The 16,079-nt window shown below is 69.7% G+C and carries 13 protein-coding genes; 4 read left to right on the top strand and 9 right to left on the bottom strand.

All coding sequences use genetic code 11. The features are described 5' to 3' along the window. Positions 1 to 15: 15 nt before the first annotated feature. Both ACWC2T_RS39275 and ACWC2T_RS39270 read right to left on the bottom strand, forming a co-directional pair. Positions 16 to 693, bottom strand: a complete 678-nt coding sequence (locus ACWC2T_RS39275; protein ID WP_450675113.1) for an HdeD family acid-resistance protein — start codon at positions 691 to 693, stop codon at positions 16 to 18. A 543-nt stretch (positions 694 to 1,236) separates the two neighbouring features. Continuing rightward, complete coding sequence (locus tag ACWC2T_RS39270; protein ID WP_450675112.1) at positions 1,237 to 1,392, bottom strand: hypothetical protein; 156 nt, start codon at positions 1,390 to 1,392, stop codon at positions 1,237 to 1,239. Positions 1,393 to 1,929: 537 nt separating this feature from the next. On the opposite strand from ACWC2T_RS39270, the gene ACWC2T_RS39265 reads away from it, so the two are divergent. After that, on the top strand, positions 1,930 to 4,374 hold the full coding sequence (locus ACWC2T_RS39265) for a lysylphosphatidylglycerol synthase transmembrane domain-containing protein (protein WP_450675111.1): 2,445 nt from the start codon (positions 1,930 to 1,932) through the stop codon (positions 4,372 to 4,374). 503 nt (positions 4,375 to 4,877) lie between these two features. Here ACWC2T_RS39265 and ACWC2T_RS39260 read toward each other — a convergent pair. Both ACWC2T_RS39260 and ACWC2T_RS39255 read right to left on the bottom strand, forming a co-directional pair. Beyond that, positions 4,878 to 7,670 carry a molybdopterin-dependent oxidoreductase gene (locus ACWC2T_RS39260; RefSeq protein WP_450675110.1) on the bottom strand — a complete coding sequence of 931 codons (2,793 nt, stop codon included), beginning with the start codon at positions 7,668 to 7,670 and terminating at the stop codon, positions 4,878 to 4,880. After that, positions 7,667 to 8,491 carry an FAD binding domain-containing protein gene (locus ACWC2T_RS39255; protein ID WP_450675109.1) on the bottom strand — a complete coding sequence of 275 codons (825 nt, stop codon included), beginning with the start codon at positions 8,489 to 8,491 and terminating at the stop codon, positions 7,667 to 7,669. The genes ACWC2T_RS39260 and ACWC2T_RS39255 overlap by 4 nt, the downstream gene beginning before the upstream one ends. 254 nt (positions 8,492 to 8,745) lie before the next feature. On the opposite strand from ACWC2T_RS39255, the gene ACWC2T_RS39250 reads away from it, so the two are divergent. Next, complete coding sequence (locus tag ACWC2T_RS39250) at positions 8,746 to 10,263, top strand: PucR family transcriptional regulator (protein ID WP_450675108.1); 1,518 nt, start codon at positions 8,746 to 8,748, stop codon at positions 10,261 to 10,263. A 23-nt stretch (positions 10,264 to 10,286) separates the two neighbouring features. On the opposite strand, the gene ACWC2T_RS39245 is transcribed toward ACWC2T_RS39250, so the two are convergent. After that, positions 10,287 to 10,685, bottom strand: coding sequence for a TOBE domain-containing protein (locus ACWC2T_RS39245; RefSeq protein WP_450675107.1), 399 nt, complete (start codon positions 10,683 to 10,685; stop codon positions 10,287 to 10,289). A 144-nt stretch (positions 10,686 to 10,829) separates the two neighbouring features. Then, positions 10,830 to 11,303: an Ig-like domain-containing protein gene (locus ACWC2T_RS39240; RefSeq protein ID WP_450675106.1), complete on the bottom strand. Its 474-nt coding sequence runs from the start codon at positions 11,301 to 11,303 to the stop codon at positions 10,830 to 10,832. Positions 11,304 to 12,091: 788 nt separating this feature from the next. Between ACWC2T_RS39240 and ACWC2T_RS39235 the strand changes: the two genes are divergently transcribed. Both ACWC2T_RS39235 and katG read left to right on the top strand, forming a co-directional pair. Next, complete coding sequence (locus tag ACWC2T_RS39235; RefSeq protein WP_450675105.1) at positions 12,092 to 12,262, top strand: hypothetical protein; 171 nt, start codon at positions 12,092 to 12,094, stop codon at positions 12,260 to 12,262. Beyond that, positions 12,249 to 14,441 carry a catalase/peroxidase HPI gene (katG, locus tag ACWC2T_RS39230; protein ID WP_450675104.1) on the top strand — a complete coding sequence of 731 codons (2,193 nt, stop codon included), beginning with the start codon at positions 12,249 to 12,251 and terminating at the stop codon, positions 14,439 to 14,441. Before ACWC2T_RS39235 ends, katG begins: the two co-directional genes overlap by 14 nt. Positions 14,442 to 14,492: 51 nt before the next feature. On the opposite strand, the gene ACWC2T_RS39225 is transcribed toward katG, so the two are convergent. The 3 genes from ACWC2T_RS39225 to ACWC2T_RS39215 all read right to left on the bottom strand — a co-directional run bounded on the left by ACWC2T_RS39225 (position 14,493) and on the right by ACWC2T_RS39215 (position 15,762). Beyond that, complete coding sequence (locus ACWC2T_RS39225) at positions 14,493 to 14,828, bottom strand: alpha/beta hydrolase (protein ID WP_450675135.1); 336 nt, start codon at positions 14,826 to 14,828, stop codon at positions 14,493 to 14,495. 160 nt (positions 14,829 to 14,988) lie between these two features. Continuing rightward, positions 14,989 to 15,201 carry a hypothetical protein gene (locus ACWC2T_RS39220; RefSeq protein WP_450675138.1) on the bottom strand — a complete coding sequence of 71 codons (213 nt, stop codon included), beginning with the start codon at positions 15,199 to 15,201 and terminating at the stop codon, positions 14,989 to 14,991. A 132-nt stretch (positions 15,202 to 15,333) separates the two neighbouring features. Further along, positions 15,334 to 15,762, bottom strand: coding sequence for a DUF7144 family membrane protein (locus ACWC2T_RS39215; protein ID WP_450675103.1), 429 nt, complete (start codon positions 15,760 to 15,762; stop codon positions 15,334 to 15,336). Positions 15,763 to 16,079 lie beyond the last annotated feature (317 nt).

The following is a 16,079-nucleotide window of genomic DNA, read 5'->3' as shown; positions in this document are numbered from 1 at the left end:
CCCGAGAACGCCCCCTCAGTGCTGGGGGTGCGCACGTGCGTGGAACAGAGGGCGCCGCTGGGTGGCCGTGCCGGGAGCGAGATGGCCGATCTCGACGCGTGTCCTGATGGCGCGGACCACCTCGGTCAGGCCCAGAACTATGGCCATGACGCCCACCACCAGTGTGAGTGTCGCGATGGATGCGAACGGCATGATGATCATCACGATGCCGGCCATGGTGCCGATGATGCCGAAGGCCACGTGCCAGCCGCGCCCCGGCATGGCCTGATCCGAGGCCGCGGCAACCGTCTCCAGGGTGCCCCGCATGAGCCAGCTGAAGCCGATCCACAGGGCGAGCAGAAAGACCGACTCGAGGGTGCCCCTGAAGCAGATCAGTCCCAGCAGGATGGAGGCCGCGCCGGTGATGAAGTGCAGTACGCGAAGATGCCGGGGGACGTGGGCGCCGAAGGCGGCGGCAAGTTGGAAGACACCGGTGGCAAGGAGATAGACCCCGAAGAGCACGCCGACGACGCGAAGCGTCGCACCGGGCCACACCAGCGCGACAACGCCCAGGGCGATGGTGGCGAGGCCCATGGTGAGCAGGAACTGCCAGCCCAGGTTCGCCAGTGCGGCCATGCCTTCGGTCAGGGGGCCCTCTTGCGACTCGGTGCCGTGTGGGGAAACGGGACCAGAGGAATGTGAAGGAGCTGTCATGGCACCTGCCTCCTTCTCGGAGCAGCGTCGTCACATCCGGCTACTTCCATCGTCACCCGATCAGCCTCATGTTGCTCGCTGGAGAGGGCGGGGGTGTGGCGCACGAGGTATTCCACGCACAAGCTCCTCCGGCTACTCATCCGGACAGCCCCTCGGCGGGAGCTCAGGACAGGAGTTCCCCGGGCCGCCCCGCGCCAGCGGCCACAGCACATGTTGGTCATGAAGCTATGGGACGGTTCTCAAGCCTCCCGTGAGCCGACCGGGCTGGATGTCCCACCCGTTGCCTGGGTCCGAGGCCACCGACTGAGCAGGTTCGGTCCTGTTCGCTGCGCCGCAGCGTTCACGGTGACGCTTGTCGGCTGTGAGCGTCACGGCTGGAAGAGGGCGGTACATCGACAGCGTCGGCATCAGGTGGGCCCCGGTCGCCGCGCCCTAAAAAATACTCGTCCTGCCCTCCGACGATCGCAAACGGTCTGTTTGCGGACGATCTTCTGGGGCCGCACCACCAGGGCCGAGACGGCGGTGTACCGCTCGGTGACCCGCTCATGCCGCGCTGCCTCGCCCGGCCGAGCCCTGGGCGAGGTTGAACTGGCCCGGCTGCCGCTCGGCCAACCACCCCAGCACGAATAGGCGCTTCGCCTTCGAACATAGTGCCTCCACCTTGACCGGCACCGGGTCCAGGACGACTCTGGCTGCCAACTCCTCATTTCTAGACCCGTTGAGGAGCCCGTGCCGGTCCGCGAGGGCCTCGAGGATGCGCTGACAGTCCGATCCAGAGCCATCGGACGGTCACATACTGCCTTGAACCGCCGCGACATCCACTTCCCCGCCAGACAGCCTCTGGCAGAGCGAGGGGGTGACGCACCTGCCCTACGCCCTGACTGCCCGGCCAGAACTTCGAGGCCGCTGTCTTCCAAGGGCGGGACACATGGCGAGCACGATGCAGAGGAGGAGCGGCAACGGCCGACCAGCACCCCATCACGTGCTCTTGGATGGCGTGGGTTTGCGGACCGGTCTCGGACGCGCTCGAATGACGGAAGAACGGACCCGTCTGCCCGCATCGGTTGGTCGGATGAAGCGGCGGTGCCCGCCAGAGCCCGCCTCGGGCCTCGGCCCGCCGACGAGGAGCCGACATGGCCAAGGCCGGATCCGCCTGGGCGGCCGGCTGTGAATGAACGCCCTGGCATCCTCCCACTCTCCGTTGCTGCCGGAGATGCTCAGACTGCGGCAACGCCGGTGATCGACGCTCCGCCGCCGCACCCCGTGCGCCGGGCGGCCGATCTGTCGCGGCTACTCGTCTCCGGCGTCGTGCTGGTGGTGACGGTGCTGCCGGCCGTTGCGGCGCACGCATCCACCCGCAGAATGCAGCAGGGGCTGCTCGACGCGACGACCGCCCTACCGCCGGGATTGCGCGATGGTGTCCTCGGGGCGGTGCAGGTGGTCGCTGTCGTCGCGCCGGTGGTGGCCGTCGGCGTACTGGTCGTCCGGCGGCGGGGCGACGCGATCTTGCGGGCCGTGCCCGCGGCGGCCCTGGGCGTGCTGCTTTCGTGGCCCGTCACCCACCTGGCCATGACTCGCAGCAGACCGGGCGTATGGCCGCAGGTGCTGGTGGGGCGGGGCGCGCTGCTGGCTGCCGACTGGCCGCCGGCATCGTATCTGGCCGCCTGCGCTGCGGCGGTCGTAGCGGCAGGCCCGTGGCTGGACACGCGTCTGCGGCGGATGTGGTGGACCCTGACCGTCGTGTGCGCCGGGCTGAGCGTCGCGGCCGCCACCATCATGCCGCTGGAGACAGTCGCCACGCTCGCCGTAGGAAGTGTGGCCGGGTCTGCCGTGCTGCTGCTGGCCGGAGCCCCGGTGGACCGGCCGGCCCCACAGGCGGTCGCCGACGCACTCGTGGCGTGCGGGATCCCGCTCGCCGCGCTGCGGGAGACGCCGTCCCCCGATCGGCGCTCCGGGGAAGGGGTCCGCTACGGCGCCGAGATCACCACCGGTGCGCGGCTCACGGTACAGGTGCTCGGCCCCGAGGACCGCAACCGCGATCTCTTCCACCGGCTGGCCCGGCTCGCGCTGCTGCGCCACCCCGCCGACACGGACGCGCATACCCCACTCGCCGCGGTCGAGCACGAACTCCTCATGCTCGTGTTCGCAGGCCGTACCGGCGCCCGGGCGGCCGAGCCGGTGATCGCGTACCCGGTGGCCAAGGGCGGCGCACTCCTGGTGACGATCGAGCACGCCGCCCGTCCCCTGTCCGCGTTCCCGGGCGAGGAGATCACCGACCGGATACTCACCGGCGTATGGACGTCCGTGGCCCGCCTCCAAAAGCACCGACTGGCGCACCGGGCGCTCCGCCCGGAACACATCCTCGTCGAGCCGGACGGTGCGTCCCGGCTCATCGCGTTCACACGCGCCCGGCTGGGCGCCACGCCCGACGCGCTCGGCAGCGACATTGCCGAACTGCTGGCCACCACCGCGACACGCACAGGGGTGCCGCGCGCCATCCAGTGTGCGTTGGCCGGCCTCGGGCCGCCGCTGCTGGCGACAGCCCTGCCCTACCTGCAGCCGCTCGCGCTGCTCGGCCCCGCACGGCGCGAGGTCGCCCGGCACGACCAGGCCCGCGCTCGTGCGGCGGGAGCGGGTGCCAAGCGGCGCGCGGTGCGCCCCGGCGGCCGCCCAAGCCTGCTGCGTGACCTCTCCGCCGCGGTCGTGGAGGCGACCGGTGCCGAGCCGGCTCCCCTCGCGCCCCTGGCGCGCTTCACCTGGAAAAGCATCTTCGGCCTGGTCGGCGCGTTCCTTGTCCTGCATTTGGTGCTACCGCAGTTCGCCAGCGCCCCGGCGGTGGTGGCCGCGTTGCGAAAGGCCGACTGGTGGTGGGTGCTCGCGGTACTGCCCGTTACCTTCATCTCCCAGGTGTTCTCCACCTGCCTGCAAATGGGCACCATTCCGGCCAGGCTGCCATTCGGCCCCACGTACGAGGTGCAGTTCGCCAGTTCGTTCCTGAACCGGATCACCCCGAACAATGTCGGCGGCATGGCGCTCAACCTGCGCTACCTGCAGAAGACGGGGATCGAGACCGGGGCCGCCACGGCCTCTGTCGGCCTGCAGAGCCTCGTCGGCGCCGTTTCCAACGCCGTGCTCGCCGCCTGGTTCTTCGCCTGGGCCGGACGGCACCACACCGGAGTACACCTGCACTTGCCCGCAGGCCGGTACGTGCTGCCGGCCATCGCTTTGGCCCTCGCGGCAGGAGGTCTGCTCGGTGTCACACCGGCCGGCCGGCGCTTCCTCCGCGAGAAGGTGTGGCCGTTCCTGCGAGCCGCGGCGTCGACCGTGACGGGGGTGGCCTCCGCCCCCGCCAAGCTGGCTCTCCTCGTCACCGGCGCGCTGGGCCTGCCCCTCATCCAGGTCGTCGGACTCGTGTTGAGCGTGCGGGCGTTCGGCGGTGATCTTCCCTTCGTCCAGGCCGGCGCCGTCTACATGGCGGCACGCCTCGTCGCCAACGCGGCACCTGTCCCTGGCGGACTGGGTGCCCTTGAAGCCGGCCTCGTCGCCGGACTCACCGCGCTGGGCGTCACGGCCGGCGCAGCCACTTCGGCCGTGCTCGTCTACCGCCTGCTCACCTTCTGGCTGAACATCCCACTGGGCGCCCTGGCCCTGCGTGCCGTACAGCGCAAGGGCTACGCCTGACGCCGCTGCCGCTGCCGGGTTCAGGCCCCAGGCGGGCGGGCATCCGGTGGGCCGCCGTCTGCGCCGCTCCCGCGTTGCGAGGCCTTTCGCCAAGCCTTCCGAGCAGGGCGATGGGCGGCGCAGCAGGTCCCTGCCGCGGGTGAAGGTCTCAGCAAGCCGGACACCGGTCGGCCTGATGCTGATTGTTTGCTGACCCGGGGGGGCGATCAGTACCCTGACCTGCGGAAACACCCAAACGCTAGATCTTGGACTTGAACAGAGTACGAAGCATCCAGAACTCCCGAAATTCGCTCCCTGCCCGCTTTGTGCAGGTCAAGGGCTGTTCTTGCACCCTACAGCAGCCCGCTCTCCGGCAGACGTCCACCGGTCCGGGCCCGCCCGACCCCGACCAGCGCACGGGATCAGGGTATGAACCAGCAGCCCTGGGCGCATCGAGATCCCCGTCACTTGAGGCACGAAAGCACAACACGCGGGGGGCGGGTAGTACACGACGAAGATCGCGGTCAGGGTGAGGACTCGCCCCGTCGTTCCGCCTGCCGGTTCATCGCCAGCCAGAGCCGGTCGCGCGTCACGGGCAGCTCGGTGAAGCGGATGCCCGTGGCGTCGTACAGGGCGTTGGCGAAGGCGGGGGCCACCGGGTTGAAGGGGCTCTCACTCATCGACTTGGCTCCAAGCGGGCCGGTCGAGTCGGAGGTCTCCATGAAGTGGACCTCGGTGCGCGGCACGTCGGCGAACTGCGGGAGGCGGTACCGGCGGAAGGCCGCCGTCGTCACCTCGCCGCGCTCGTCGAGCCGTACGGTCTCGAAGAGCGTCGCACCCAGCGCCTGCGCGACTCCCCCTTCGACCTGGCCCCGGCACTGCAAGGGGTTCATGACCTTTCCCGCGTCGGCGGCGTGCACACTGCGCAGGATCCGCATCTCGCCCGTCTCCGGGTCGACGGCGATGCGGAACCACTGTGCGTTGAAGGCGACGGAACGCGGGCTGCCGCCCCAGTAGCCGTCCGCGGTGAGTTCGGCCTGCGCTCCCTGCGCGTGTGCTGCCTCGTACAACTCCTTCAGCGGGACCGAGCGGCCCGCGCAGTCGATCGCCTCCGCACCGAGCGTGCACAGGTGGCGGGGTACTCCGGTGTACCGGGCCGCGAAGGTCTTCAGGCGGCCGGCCAGGGAGTCGGCGGCGAGCATCACCGCCTTGCCCGCCACGACGGTGCCGGCGGAGCCGAAGGCGCCGGTGTCGTGGCGGACGACGTCAGTGTCGGACTGGCGGACGGCGATCCGGTCCACGGTGGTGTGGAGGGCGCCCGCGGTGATCTGCTCGTGGACCGTGGTGGTGCCGTTGCCGAACTCGGCGGTGCCGACGGCGAGGTCGTACGTGCCGTCGGCGAGGAGGGTGACCGTGGCATCCGCGTAGTGTCCGTTCGGCGGGGCGGTGGCGATCATCGACATGGCAGTGCCCTGACCGGTGAGCCAGCCCTCCGGCACCTCTTCGGTGCTGCGGTCCTCCTCGATGGCGCTGCGGACGATGCTCAGGCACTGGTCGAGGCCGTAGGAGGCGATGTAGAGGTCCTCGTCGTGGCCGATCGGTGTGATCATATGGTCGCCGGGGCCGATGATGTTCTTCTCCCGGAAGGCCAGTGGGTCCATGCCGAGGCGTCGGGCGACCTCGTCCATGGCGGACTCGACCGCGAAGGTGACCTGGCCCAGGCCGTAGCCCCGGAAGGCTCCCGAGGGGACCGTGTTGGTGTAGACGGCGTAGGCGTCGACCTTCTTGTGCGGGGCACGGTAGACGGCGAAGGACTCGCCGACGCTGTGGAACATGACACCGGGGCCGTGGTTCCCGTATGCGCCGGTGTTGCTGACCACCCGCATCCGGATCGCGGTGAGCGTGCCGTCGGCGCGGGCGCCGAGCTTGATGCGGATGGTGAAGGGGTGGCGGGTGGTGGCGCCGTAGAACTGCTCGGCGCGGGTGTATTCGAGCTTGACCGGGCGGCGCAGCTTGAGTGCGGCCAGGACGGCGATGTCCTCGGTCAGCATCTCCTGCTTGCCGCCGAAGCCGCCGCCCACCCGGCCCGCGATCACCCGGACCTCGTCTTCCGGAAGGTCGTAGAGGGCGCACAGCGCACGGCGGGTCAGGAACGGGGTCTGGGTGCTGGAGCGCACGGTCAGCCGCTCCCCGCTGCCGTCCTCCTTCGGCTCGAAGTAGGCGACGCAGCCGTGGGTTTCGAGGCTGGCGTGCTGCACGCGCTGAGTCCGGAAGGTCTCCTCGTAGACGACCGCTGCTTCGGCGAATCCGTCGTCCACGGAGCCGATCTCGCCGTGCACCTCAGCGGCCACGTTGTTCTCGACGCGGGCGATCCGCTCCTGCGGGCCCTTGCTGGCGTGGATGACGGGTGCGCCGGACCGCATGGCTTCCTCGGGGTCGATGACGTAAGGGAGTTGCTCGTACGTCACCTCGATCCGCCGGCAGCCCTCCTCGGCGGCCTGCTCGCTGTCCGCGACCACGGCGGCCACGCGCTGGCCGACGAAGCGGACGACATCGTCCAGGACGCGGGTGTCGTCGGGATCCTCGTTGGGGTGCTCGTGCCGGGCGCTGGAGTAGAGCGTGGCGGGGGCGTCCTCATGGGTGAGGACGGCGTGCACGCCGGGGACGCGCAGCGCGGCGGAGGTGTCGATGGCGAGGATACGGGCGTGCGGGTGCGGGGAGCGCAGCAGCTTCATGTGCAGCAGCCCGGGCACCTCGATGTCGAAGGTGTAGCGGGCGGTGCCCGTCACGACCTGGGGTCCGGCCGGGGCGCCGAGGTTCTTGCCGACCGCCTTGCCGGCGCAGGGCCTTTCGGTGTGCTTGATGCCGCGGACGGCGTCCTCGATGGCGCGGTATCCCGTGCAGCGGCAGATGTTGCCCTTGAAGGCGCGCGGCAGGTCGTCGAGCTTGCCGTCGTCGAGGTCGGAGCCCTGCTCCGCTTCGAGGGCTGCCGTGGTCATCAGGAATCCGGCGGTGCAGAACCCGCACTGGAAGCCCTGGGCATCCAGGAACTTCTGCTGCACTGGGTGGAGTTCACCGTCGGGTGTCGCCAATCCCTCCACGGTGGTGACCGACCGGTCCTTCGCCCGCACGGCCGGATAGAGACAGCTGTGCACCGGCTCGCCGTCGACATGCACGGTGCAGGCCCCGCAGTCCCCGGCGTCGCAGCCCTTCTTCACGCCGAACCAGCCGTTTTCGCGCAGATAGGTGCGCAGACACTGCCCGGCGCGGGGCTCCCTCTCGAAGGGCCGGCCGTTGACCCGCATGCCGAAGCTCATCGCACACCGTCCAGGACGAGTTCATGACGGACCTGCTCGGAGAGATGGAAGGCCATGTGCCGCCGCCACTCGGGCAGCCCGTGAATGTCGTCGAACCAGTCACCGTCGCCCACGGCCGAGGCGATCGCCCTGCGCAGTTCGGCCCGGTCCGGCGGCAGGGCGAACCAGAGACGGAACGGCCGGGTGGTGGCGGCCGTGATGGTCACGGCCAGCGATCCGTCCACCGGATCCAGCGTCCCGATGACGAGGGCGGCGGAGCGCCCGAGGCCGTAGAGCGACACCTGCATGAAGGCGGTACGGCAGCGCAGCGAGCGGGCGGGAATCGTGACCGAGCGCAGCAGCTCGCCCTCGGCGAGATCCTTGCGCCCGGCTCCGGTGACGAAGTCGGCCACCTTCACCCGCCGGAGCGAGCCGTCCTGGGCCCGGAGCAGGCACTCGCCGTCGAGGGCCGCGGTGAGGGAGATCATCGGTCCGGCGGGCAGGCCGTTGCAGAGGTTCCCGCCGACGGTCGCCATGTTCCAGATCTTGAACGAGGCGAGGAAGGCCCGGCAGCACTGCTCGATCAGTGGCGCGGCCTCCGCGTCGAGTGTCCGCCCGAACCGGGACAGCTGGGCGATCGTGCAGGTGGCCGCGATCTCCAGCGAACCGTCCGGCAGGGTCTGGACCGGCTCCCAGCCCATCCGGCTCAGATCGATCAGCCGGCGCAGATGCGGCTGCGGCTCGGAGAAGAGGTACGTGCCGCCGCCGAGCCAGGCGTCGCCCGGTCGCCAGGGCTCGTGACGGCTTGCGTCACAGATGTCGAGCACCGTGTTCAGATCCATGTCTCCACCTCTGTCGGGCCGCTGCTTTGCCTGTGCCGGCCACTGCTTTGCCTGTTCAGTGAAGCTGCGCCGGAGGCTGGAAACGACTGGTCCGCCGCACGGAAAATCTCCGGCCGGACCGACCCTGTCCTGGTGAATCAACCAAGAGGCGTTCTCCTGGCTTGCCCTTGCATTTACGATGGCTCGACCCATATCTGCCTGGTGGGTGTGAGAAGCCGGGGCGACCACCGGTGGCTGCACAAGGAGTCAGCAACATGCACGTCGGAGACCTCCTCCAGATCGAGGGACTCGATCTCACGCACCTGTGGGGTGGCGAGAATCTGCTCGGCCAGGCGATCAGCGGAGTGACCGCGACCGATCTGGAGGACCCCGCTCGTTTCGTCCAGCCCGGCGAGATCGTGCTCAGTGGCCTGGTCTGGTGGAACGAGGCGGACGGCCGGGCCAGGACCGAGCGGTTCGTCTCCGCACTGGCACAGGCCGGAGCCACGGCACTGCTCGCCGGCGAGGAGACCCACGGCAGCATCCCCGTCGACATCGTGGACTCGTGTCGAGCCCACGGCATCGCGCTCCTGGCCGTGTCGGCGCGCACCAGCTTCCGGGCCATCACAGAAGCCGTGTACCGGCGCCAGTGGGGCGACCTCAGCCGCCGCCCCGCCGACCACTTCGCCCTGCCCGAGAACGTACGCAGCGACCTCGGCCGCCTCGTCGATCAGGACACCGCCGCCGACGAACTCCTGGTTCGCGCGCTCGCTCCGTTCGGTGCGCCGCCCTGCTACGTGCTCACCAGCACCGGACGCACGATAGCCCGCACCGCTTCGGCTCCCCCGCTACCGGCGGCGCGGGCGGTGGAGCGCCTGCGCGGTCTCACCGGGGAGACGCTGCGCGTCCAGGCGGAGACCACCCCGTACGATGCCTGGTACCTCCATATGCCCCAGGTGGGCGGAGCGCCTCCCCGAGCGCTGCACGAGATAGCCGAGGTGATCGGCCGGTACCGACACCATCACCACCGCACGTACGCGACCCGACGACGCACCTGGCAGGAGCTGGTTGACCTCGTTGACCTGGGCGACGCCGCCGCCGGAGCGCTGGCGAACGCCCTCGAGTCCTGCGGGCCGCTCGCCGAGGGACCCTGGCGGGTCGTGGTCACGACCACCGGCAGCCGGCTCGCGGACAGTGGCGCCGAGGGCGCCCTCAGGGAGGCGCTTCAGCACCTGCCCGCCACGGTCTTCGCCGTCGGCACAACGAGGGATGCCGAAGCCGTCGCTGTCGTACGCATGAGGGGCGAGGACACCCTCCGGCTCGACGAGCCCTGGTCCCTGCTCACCGGCTGCCGACCGGAGACTCCGCTGTACGCCGGGGTCAGCGGCCTCGCCGGGGAGCCCACCGGACTCCACGCCGCCCTCACCCAGGCCCGCTACGCCCTCGCCGCTGCACGGCACAGCTCCCCGACGACCGGCCACGTGGCCACGATCGAGGAACTGGCCTCCCTGGAATCACTCCTGGCAGGCATCCCGACGGACGTGCGAAGAGCCTTCAGCGGCACGGCACTCGGCCCGCTCGCCCACAGCGAGACGGCCTCGCACCAAACCCTTCTGGAGACCCTGGAGGTCTTCCTCGCCCACAACTGCTCCTGGGCCCGCACCGCCAAAGCCCTGCACCTGCACGTCAACACGGTCCACTACCGCATCGAACGCGTGCAGGCACTCACCGGGCGGGACCTCTCCCGCCTCGACCACAAACTCGACCTGCACGCCGCACTCCTGTGCCGGTGAGCAACCGGCAGGCGAGCGTCGGCTCAAGGAGTGTCGATGTACACGCTGGTGGACTTCACACGCGCCGTGACCCTGGCACCGACCTCGATGCCGAGTTCCTCGACGGACTCCCGCGTCACGAGCGAGACGATGCGGTGCGGTCCCGACTGGACCTCGACCTGTGCGGCGACGTCGTCGAGCGTCACGCGGGTCACGATCCCCGGGAACGCGTTGCGTACGGATGTGGCCGCGGGGCCTTCCCGCAATGGGCGCTTCCCCGCTGCCCGTTCCTTCGCGAACGCGGCCAGGCTCACTCCGTCGATCGCGCGGTTCCCCGGCCCTTCCCGGTCCATGCGCAGCAGTCCGGAGTCCGCCCACCTCCGGACGGTCTCCGAACTCACGCCCAGCAGCCTCGCGGCCTGCCCAATGCTGTACGACGGCACAGAGCGAACTCTAGGTCAGAAGAGCGCGACGCCCTGTCCGGCGGGATCGGCCAGACGGGGTCTGGGCTCAGCTCACTTGCACTGGCCGGTGCGCGGCCCGTTCACGGTGTTGTCCGACTCGCCGACAACGTGTCGGACGAGACCTCAAGGCCGCCGGTGTTGCCGTGGAGGGTCAGCGGAGCCTTGAAGGCGCTGCCCGCGCAGTCCGTGGTGACGGCGAGGCCGCCGTCCGAGGTCATCGGGCCGTTGATCTCCGCTTCCGACACTGCCAGTGCTCCACCGGGCCGCACCTCCACCGGGCCGTTCTGCGTAGCGCCGGGGGCGATGCACAGCCACTGGTCGGCGGCCACGGTCAGCGGGCCGTCGTGGTCCGTGACGCACGGCTGGCTGAAGCCGGCGGTGAGGTCGGTAGGCGCGGCCGTGGCGCCGGCCGTGAAGGCGGGGTCGCCCGTTGTAGCCGACGGTGATCCTGTGCGCCCCGGGCTGGAACGCGCTGGTCGTGAAGGTCGCCCACCCGTCATTGAGCGGCACGGTCGCCGGCGTGGCCGTGCCGTCCGAGAAGGTGACCGACCCGGTCGGGGTGCCCGCGCGCTGGCAGATGCTCCATAGGATGGCCATACGACCTTGAACCTGCGGATCCCTGCCTGTGCACACCCGCCTCCGGGACGGGTGGTGAGGTGATCGCGGTGCCTGGTTCTCCTCGGCCAGCGGGTCAGTTGGGGCGAGGGTCGGCCGTGACCTGCAGAAAAACCCAAACGCTAGATATGCAGGTCAAGGGCGGCGGCGACCTTCGGAGGCTGCATCCTTTGGAAGACGCAGGCGGAACTGGCGGCGGCCACCGAGCGCCTGCACGCGATGACGCGGCAGATCCAAGCGTGCCCGGTGCCGGTGGCGGCGAGGGGGCCCGGCCACGCCACCGGCAGCGGCGCTCCTGCGCACCAGGTCGCCCAACGCGCCGCAGCCGGCCAAGGGGCAGCTCGACCAGGGCTGGGACGGCGCTCCGGAGGACGCGATGCGCCGCGGGACCGGGACCGGGGCCGGTGTCGAGGCGCGGCGCGGCGCACCAGAACTCCGCCCATCCGCTCGTCGTTCTCCGGCAGCACGGCATGGCGCGGCGAGACGACCTCGACGATGAGAGCGGTCGTGCAACGCGTCGTCCAACAGACGACGATCAAGAGGGACGACTGCTCGCTCAGGCCGTTCATCATTCCTGATCGCTCGCCCACCGGCCAAGGCGTGCCGCGCCATACGCCGGCCACCAGCCAGGCCCGTCAGGCGAGCCCAGGGGGCTGTCGTTATGCGATTCGGCTTGCGTCGAAAGTCGGCGCGGGAGCAGAAATGCCGCCCCCTGCTCTCACGTCTGTCATGCGGGGTGCTCTGCGTGTTTCATAGAGGTGTGGTCTGCGGTGCGCGACCATACGGACGCGGCACAACACATTATTCCAGCCGGTGGGCGCCATGGCGCAGTGATTGTGTGGGGCGACGTGCTCGTCACCAGCAAATCCAACGACGTCAAAAGCGGCAGCCGGCAGAAGGAACACCGAGACAGGAAGAAGGACGGGCATGCCCGGCAGTGAAAGCGAGAATCCAGCAATCCCTTCACCGACACCCACACCGACTCGGCGGCCCAGGACGAACCGGGACTGGTGGCCGAATCAGTTGGACCTTCAGGTTCTCCACCAGCACTCGCCCCGATCCAGCCCGATGGACGAGGACTTCGACTACGCGGAAGAGTTCGCGACCCTCGACGTCGACGCGCTGAAGCGTGACGTCTTCGAGGTGATGACGACATCCCAGGACTGGTGGCCCGCCGACTACGGTCACTACGGGCCGCTCTTCATCCGGATGAGCTGGCATGCCGCGGGAACGTACCGCATCGCGGACGGCCGCGGCGGTGGCGGCAGTGGCGCACAGCGCTTCGCCCCCCTCAACAGCTGGCCGGACAACGCGAGCCTGGACAAGGCGCGCCGTCTGCTCTGGCCGGTCAAACAGAAGTACGGCCGGAAAATCTCCTGGGCCGACCTTCTGGTGTTCGCCGGAAACTGTGCCATGGAATCCATGGGGTTCAAGACGTTCGGGTTCGGTTTCGGGCGAGAGGACATCTGGGAACCCGAGGAGATCTTCTGGGGACCCGAGGACACCTGGCTCGGAGATGAGCGCTACAGCGGTGACAGGGAACTCACCGGTCCTTTCGCCGCCGTGCAGATGGGACTGATCTACGTCAATCCGGAGGGGCCCAACGGAAACCCGGACCCGATGGCCGCCGCCCGGGACATTCGGGAGACATTCGCGCGCATGGCGATGAATGACGAGGAGACAGTCGCACTCATCGTCGGCGGCCACACCTTCGGCAAGTGTCATGGTGCGGTCGAAGCCAGTTATATCGGCCCGGAACCCGAGGCCGCCCCCATCGAGCAGCAGGGCCTCGGCTGGCGGAACACATACGGCAGTGGCACGGGCCCCCACACGCTCACCAGTGGGCTGGAGGGCGCATGGACCACCGAGCCGACCAAGTGGGACAACGGGTACCTGGACAATCTTTACGGGTACGAGTGGGAGCTGACGAGCAGCCCCGCCGGCGCCCACCAGTGGACTCCCAAGGATCCCGCAGCCAGGAACACCGTGCCCGACGCCCATGATCCGTCGAAGCGGCACGCCCCCATGATGCTGACGACCGACCTCGCGCTGAAGGTGGACCCGGTCTACGGCCCGATCACCAAGAGGTTCCACGAGAACCCCGAGGAACTCGCGGTGGCGTTCGCCAAGGCGTGGTACAAACTTCTGCACCGCGACATGGGACCCGTCTCGCGTTACCTCGGCCCGTGGATTCCCGAGCCGCAGCTGTGGCAGGACCCCGTTCCCGACGTCGATCATGAACTCGTCGGGGACGAGGAGATCGCTGCCCTCAAGGACAGCATCCTCGCCTCGGGCCTCTCCATCGCCCAGCTGGTCACGACCGCCTGGGCGTCGGCGGCAAGCTTCCGCGGCACCGACAAGCGCGGCGGGGCGAACGGGGCACGAATCCGGCTCGCGCCGCAGAAGGACTGGGAGCTCAACGACGTCCCCGAGGTGACCGAGGCGCTGCGCACGCTCGAGCGGATCCAGCAGGACTTCAACCTCTCCCAGACCGGCGGAAGGCGGGTCTCCCTCGCCGACCTGATCGTCCTCGGCGGGTGCGCGGCCGTCGAGCAGGCCGCGAGGAACGCCGGGTACGACGTCACGGTTCCGTTCGCACCGGGGCGCACGGACGCCTCGCAGGAGCAGACCGACGCGGCGTCGTTCGCCGTGCTGGAGCCCAAGGCGGATGCGTTCCGCAACTACCTTCCGGCGGGCGAGAAGCTGTCGCCGGAGACCCTCATGCTGGACCGCGCCAACCTGCTGACGCTCACCGCCCCGGAGATGACGGTGCTGATCGGCGGCATGCGGGCCCTGAACACAGGCTTCAAGGGGTCCCCCCACGGTGTCCTCACCCACCGGCCGGGAATGTTGACCAACGACTTCTTCGTCAACCTGCTCGACATGGGCACGGAGTGGAAGGCGTCGACCACGGAGGAGAACGTGTTCGAAGGCCGGGATCGCGCCACCGGCGAGGTCAAGTGGACCGCCACCGCCGTCGACCTGATCTTCGGTGCGCACTCCCAGCTCCGAGCCGTCTCGGAGGTCTACGCGTCCCAGGATGCGGGAGAGAAGTTCGTACGTGACTTCGTGGCAGCGTGGAACAAGGTGATGAATCTCGACCGGTTCGACCTCGCCTGAGCCCGAAGTGTGCGCGGCGCCCCGGTGTCCACAGCAGGCCGGTGTCCGGGTTCAAGAGTGCTCTCCGGTGGACACCGCGAGCGGTGCGCTGCCGGAGCCGGACTCCAGCATGCGGATCAGTTCCCCTGCCCGGGGCCACCCGCCGTATCCCGAGGCGGGGTTGAGGTGGCCGACCGCGCCGAGTTCCAGGAGTTGACTGCCCCGGCTCCGGGCCAGCTCGGCGTCGCGCTCGGGCGCGCCCAGCGGGTCGTCGGCACTGGCGGCGACGAGGCTGGGAAAGGGCAGCGGCGGGCGGGGCACGGGGGTCCAGCCGTGTTCCGCCGCCTCCGCGGGTGTGGGGTGGCCGTCCGACAGCGGTGTGGCGAGGTCCGGCGGCGTGGCGAGCAGCGCACCGCGTACGCCGGCTCGGTGGCGGCGGGCCAGTGCACAGTGGTGATGGCGTTTGGCCAGCAGGGTCTGCCCGTGGTCCGCGACGTGATCACGCAGACCGGGGACGCGATGACCACGGTGGGTTCCACGGTCGCGCTCATGAGGGGATCTCCGAAGGCTACTTGGACTCCGCCTTCCTGGCGAGGCCGACGAGGCGGAGGAGGTCGCGTTCGGACCAGTGCCTGCCGACCAGGAAGGCCATGGTGGCCACGACCGCGACGAGGGGCACGAGGCGCGGGACGCCCAGCAGGCCGAAGCGGTCCGCGAGCGCGCCCGTGGCCGCGGGGCCGGGGGCCAGCCCGAGCCCAGCGGTGACGAGCAGCACGAGCACGCTGCCCAGGAGGGCGAGGAGGGCCAGCCGGGCCCACGGCGCGCCGCCGGCACGGCAGCCGACCGCTGTATCACGCCGAGCGCCTCCGCCCCTTTCACGCTGCCGGCAAGGTGCGGCGACGGGCACGCCGCCCTAGCGCAAACCGGCCGAGGGTCGCTCGGTCCGCACGACGCACAGCGCCCAGATCACGAATCCGGAGATCGTGATCGCCACGATCGACCACAACGGGGAGTACGGCATGGAGAGGAAATTGGCGAGGATGAGGAATCCGGCAATGACCACGCCGGCGACCCGAGCCCACGTCGCCGCCTGGAACAGGCCCAGGCTGACCACGAAGGCGACCGCCCCGAGAACGACGTGGATCCAGCCCCAGCCGGTGAGGTCGTACTGGAAGGTGTATCCGTACGTGGTGACGAACACGTTGTCCTGGGCTATGCCCATGATGCCGCGGAAGATGTCGAGCACTCCGCAGATCATCAGCATGACGGCGCCGAACAGCATCAGACCGCCGGCCCATTGTTGCTTCGCCGATTCCGGGCGGGCTGCACGTGTCTCACTCATGACCTACCTCCTTGCGTGCTTCGTCGGACCATCGGGATCCGACAGTGGCGAAAGGCCCGTGACGTGGTCAGACGCCACCACGGCCACCGCTCAGGACCAGCTCCTTCGCTCGGACGAACTCCTCCTCACCACCTCGCGCTGGTACATATGCGAACTCATGTTCGCTGCTCCCCTACGGTCCTCGGACATCGGATCCGTCACGTTCAGATTGCGCACGTCACAGGCCCGTGCCGCCTCACCCGGTGCGGGGGTGGGGGCCCGGAGCCCCACGCCCCGCCCGCACAACAGCAGATGAGGGGGGGCCCCCGCCGCAAGGG

Source organism: Streptomyces sp. NPDC001393, assembly GCF_053597455.1.
The sequence above is the reverse complement of the archived record's forward strand: the minus strand, read 5'-3'. Positions and strand labels throughout refer to the sequence as shown.